Source organism: Peptostreptococcus russellii (assembly GCF_900110295.1).
In the GTDB taxonomy this organism is placed as follows: domain Bacteria; phylum Bacillota; class Clostridia; order Peptostreptococcales; family Peptostreptococcaceae; genus Peptostreptococcus; species Peptostreptococcus russellii_A.
In genome coordinates this window covers 1-4,531 of record NZ_FODF01000044.1, presented here as the reverse complement: position 1 = coordinate 4,531, position 4,531 = coordinate 1, and the positions used below count along the sequence as shown (strand labels likewise).

Here is a 4,531-nt window from a genome sequence, read left to right as displayed (position 1 = left end):
AAATATTTCAGAGGTAGAGTATTTTACAGAAATAGATAGAGATGATTTTTTAACTATTTCTTTAAAGAAAGTAGATATACATGTATTATTCGATGAAAATATATCAGAATCTTTATTTAAAAAAATAATAGATTGTTCTGATGATGAAATATTTATATCGAATGCTGAAGGAATAGCCGTATATTGTAATGAAAAATTTGTGGAAAATTATGGTATACCAAAAGAAAAATTACTAGGGAAACATGTTAATTATATAGTAGAGAATAATTATGTAGATGTAATTTTATTTGATAAAGTAGTAGAGAGTAAAAAGACAATTATATATAAACAAAAAACTGTTGATGGAAGAATAATGTTAAATACATCATCTCCTATTTTGAATAAAAAAGGTGATATTATTTATGTAGTAGAAAAATGTAGAGATATAACAGAAAATGAGATAATGTATAAGGAACTTAATCACGCTAAAAGTAGATTAATGAAAGAAGAGAAAATAGTAGAAAAGAATAGTAGGGAAAAAAATAAATTTATAGGCTTTAAAAGTGAAAAAATAAGAGAGGTTAGTTCAAAAGCAAGAAGATTTTCTGACAAAGATATCAACATACTTATAACGGGAGATTCAGGAACAGGGAAAACATCTCTTGCAAAATATATTCATAAAATAAGTTGTAGGTCAAGAAAGCCGTTTGTAAATATTAATTGCGCTACAATACCGGAAAATTTAATAGAATCTGAACTTTTTGGGTACACAAAAGGTGCTTTTACCGGAGCTTCAAATACAGGGAAAAAAGGTTTAATAGAAGAAGCAGAAGGAGGAACATTATTTTTAGATGAGATTGGTGAAGTTCCTATAAATTTGCAGGCAAAACTTTTAGAGCTTGTTCAAGAAAAACAGTTTATAGCAGTTGGTGGTACAAAAAAACAAACAGCAAATGTAAGAATTATTGCAGCAACAAACTGTGATCTTGAAAGACTTGTTAGTGAAGGAAAGTTTAGAAAAGATTTATATTATAGATTAAACATGGTTCAGTTAAAGATGCCATCTCTTTCGGAAAGACCTGAGGATATAGAACTTTTTGTTAATCATTTTATGAGTTATTTTAATACGAAATATAATACTAATGTTTCTATTAGTGAAAAAGTAAAAGAACAGTTGATTAATTATTCTTGGCCAGGCAATATAAGAGAATTAGAATATCTTATAGAATATCTTTTAATTAATTCGAAAAATGATTCTATAAAGATTAATGATTTACCTAAAAATATATTAAATGAAAATAAAAAAGAAGAAAATTTAGATTTTAAAATAGAAATTGAAGAGGGAAGTGATTATAAGGAAATAATGAATAATGCTGAAGAATACTTAGTGAAAAAATTTTATAAAAAATATAATTCTTCATATAAATTAGCAAAGGCTTTAAAGGTTTCTCAAAGTACAGCCAATCGTTTGATAAAAAAGCATTGTCGATAGTTGGATTTAAAGTATAAGTAACAGCTTAATTAATGATTTTTAAAATAGCCATCTTCTAGAAGATGGCTATTTTTTACATAAGAATTTTTATTGTCTTAACTAATAAATATTTTCTACTCTTTATTTTTTATCTAGTTCTAAAACTGTATTTAATAATACGTTGGAACCTTTCCAACAGTTTTCTATAGATGTATGCTCTATTTCACAATGGCTATGACCACCATCACTAGGTACAAATATCATAGTAGTAGGCATTATATCTGCTACATATTGTGCATCATGTCCAGGCCCTGAGTACATTCTCATGTTGGAATATCCAAGAGCATCAACAGATTTTTGAACAGCATCTACTAGTTCTTTATTAAAGTTCACCGTATTTCTAGCCCATAGCTCTTTATAGGATACATTACATTTTGCAAGTTCCTTAGGAATATTTTCTACAACCTTTACTACCTGTTTGATGACTTCAGGATCTTGATGGCGTGCATCAAGAGTCAATTTTACATTATCTGGTACGATTGTGTGAACATTTGGATGACAAAGTATCCTACCTGTTGTGTATACAAGTTTACTATCTAGTTTGTCGAGTTCACTATGAAGATAGTCAAGTGCCTTAGCAGCTGCAAATAGAGCATCTTTTCTCCAAGGCATAGGGACAGTTCCAGCATGACCTGCTTGTCCTTTAAACTCAAACTCATAGTTTACCATACCAACTACACCTTCAAGAACTCCTATATCTACTCCATGCTGTTCAAGAACAGGTCCTTGTTCGATGTGTAGCTCTAGCATGCCAAGACATTTTTTAGGATCTAGTCTATTTTCTATATTTCCACAAAATTCACTTTCAGCAAGAGCTTCACCAAATGTAACACCTTCTATGTCTGAAGATGCTAGCATATCTTCTTTTTTAAATTTTCCACAAATAACACCAGAACTCATCATAGCAGGATCAAAACGAGCACCTTCTTCATTAGTCCAAATCATAATAGTAATAGGATGTTTATGGGGGATATTTTCTTTTACTATTGTTTCTGCGACTTCAAGGCCAGTAAGGACACCGAGTATTCCATCGTAGTTTCCTCCATTTACAACAGAATCAGCATGTGATCCCATCACGATGGCAGGAAGTGAGTTATCAGAACCTTCTAAAGTTGCATAGATATTGCCCATGTCATCTATTTTTATATCTGCACCTAATTCTTTTGTTCTTCTTATGAACTCTTTTCTTCCTTGTATATCAGCATCTGAAAGACATAGTCTTGTAATACCACCATTTCCAGTATCACCAAATTTTGAATAACATAAAATTTTTTCCTCAAGTCTTTCCATATTACATTTAAGCATAATAGTTTCCTCCTAAATAATTGATAAATTTATTTTTTATATAGACATATTTAAATCACATTCTCATATTCTACTTTTAAGCTATATATATACTTTAAATTGTAGTATAAGTTTATAGTATTTCTATATTTTTTCTTTTAATAAGTTTTCCACGAGCTTCTTTTCCTATATAATTTCCATCTTCGGCTATTAGTTCTCCCCTTGAAAAAGTTGCAACTGGATAACCCTTAACTTTAAAACCTTCAAAGGTCGAATAATCTACATTTTCATGAAGCATATCTACAGAGATTGTAATTTCTTTATCTTCATCAAATACAACTATATCGGCATCGGAATTAACTGCGATTGTACCTTTTTTAGGATACATTCCAAATATTTTCGCAGGATTTGTTGAAGTAAGCTCTACAAATTTATTTATAGATATATTACCTTCATTTACGCCATAATGGTGAATAAGCGCCATTCTAGCTTCTATTCCAGGAGCGCCATTTGGAATTTTGGTAAAATTATCTTTACCAAGTTCTTTTTGTTTCATAAAGAAAGGACAATGATCAGTAGCTATTGTTTGAATATCGCCACTTCTAATAGACTCCCAAAGTAGGGCATTATTCTTTTTATTTCTTAGTGGAGGGCTCATTACATACTTTGCACCTCCAAAACCTTCTTCCTTATAATATTCCTCATTAAGAAGCAGATATTGAGTGCAAGTTTCCCCCATTGTTGGGAATCCCTCTGCTCTTGATTTTCTTATTTCATCTGCAGCTTCTCTATTGCTGACATGAACTATGTATATAGGAGCATCACTCATTTCTGCAAGTTTTATTGCTCTATTAGTTGCTTCTGCTTCACATTTTTGTGGTCTAGAAATAGCATGGTATAGAGGCTCCGTTTTCCCATCTTTTAAAAGTTGATTAACCCTATAATTTATTGTGTCATAATTTTCTGCATGAACACATACAAGACCGTGGCTATCTTTTGCTATTTGAAGAATTTCAAGCAAAGTTCTGTCATCTAATCGCATACCATCGTATACCATAAATACTTTGAAAGAAGGAAAACCATCGTTTATAATTTGTGGGAGTTCTTTTCTAGTATTTTCGTTTAAATTAGTTACAGCAAGGTGGAAGCCATAGTCTATAACTGCTTTGCCATTTGCTTTCTCACTCCAAATATCAATAGTTTCATGTAAAGTTTTTCCTTGAGGTTGAACAGCATAATCTACTATTGAAGTCGTACCGCCGATAGCTGCAGCTTTTGTTCCAGTTTGAAAATCATCGCTTGAAAAAGTTCCTCCGAAAGGCATATCAAGGTGAGTATGAACATCAACTCCACCGGGGATTAAAATTTTTCCACTTGCGTCATATGCATTTGGGGCATCTAAAGAAGAAGATATTTCTACTATTTTGCCGTCTTTAATAGCAAGATCCGCTTTATATTTGTCGCTAGCTGTAATAATAGTACCATTCTTTATAACTAAATCATAATTTGACATAATATTTCCTCCTATTTTATTAAAATATAAAAGAGTAATAATTTGACTGTCCCAATGGCCCTATAAGATAGTAATTTCTGAAATATATAAGCATTATTACCTTAAAAATTATTTATGCAATATATTTTTACAAGAAAATTTCAAATAAAAATATATAGTTAAAACGTAAATAAATTTTAAGTAATAGTTATACACTTAAATAATACTTAATAATAAGAAAAATA

3 protein-coding genes are annotated in these 4,531 nt (G+C 30.4%); 1 reads left to right on the top strand and 2 read right to left on the bottom strand.

Features of this window, described 5'->3' with window-relative positions; all coding sequences use genetic code 11:
- A partial coding sequence (locus tag BMY82_RS09115; protein ID WP_091976241.1) for a sigma-54 interaction domain-containing protein occupies positions 1 to 1,471 on the top strand: 1,471 nt, incomplete at its 5' end.
- Between the two features lie 120 nt (positions 1,472 to 1,591).
- Here BMY82_RS09115 and BMY82_RS09110 read toward each other — a convergent pair.
- Positions 1,592 to 2,815, bottom strand: coding sequence for a Zn-dependent hydrolase (locus BMY82_RS09110; RefSeq protein WP_091976240.1), 1,224 nt, complete (start codon positions 2,813 to 2,815; stop codon positions 1,592 to 1,594).
- A 112-nt stretch (positions 2,816 to 2,927) separates the two neighbouring features.
- A complete protein-coding gene (gene hydA / locus BMY82_RS09105) occupies positions 2,928 to 4,307 on the bottom strand; it encodes a dihydropyrimidinase (RefSeq protein ID WP_091976239.1) in 1,380 nt (459 codons plus the stop codon).
- Positions 4,308 to 4,531 lie beyond the last annotated feature (224 nt).

Excerpts from the sequence above, each read along its gene's own strand:
- BMY82_RS09110 (WP_091976240.1), bottom strand. The coding sequence starts at position 2,815 with ATGCTTAAATGTAATATGGAAAGACTTGAGGAAAAAATTTTATGTTAT.
- hydA (WP_091976239.1), bottom strand. The coding sequence starts at position 4,307 with ATGTCAAATTATGATTTAGTTATAAAGAATGGTACTATTATTACAGCT.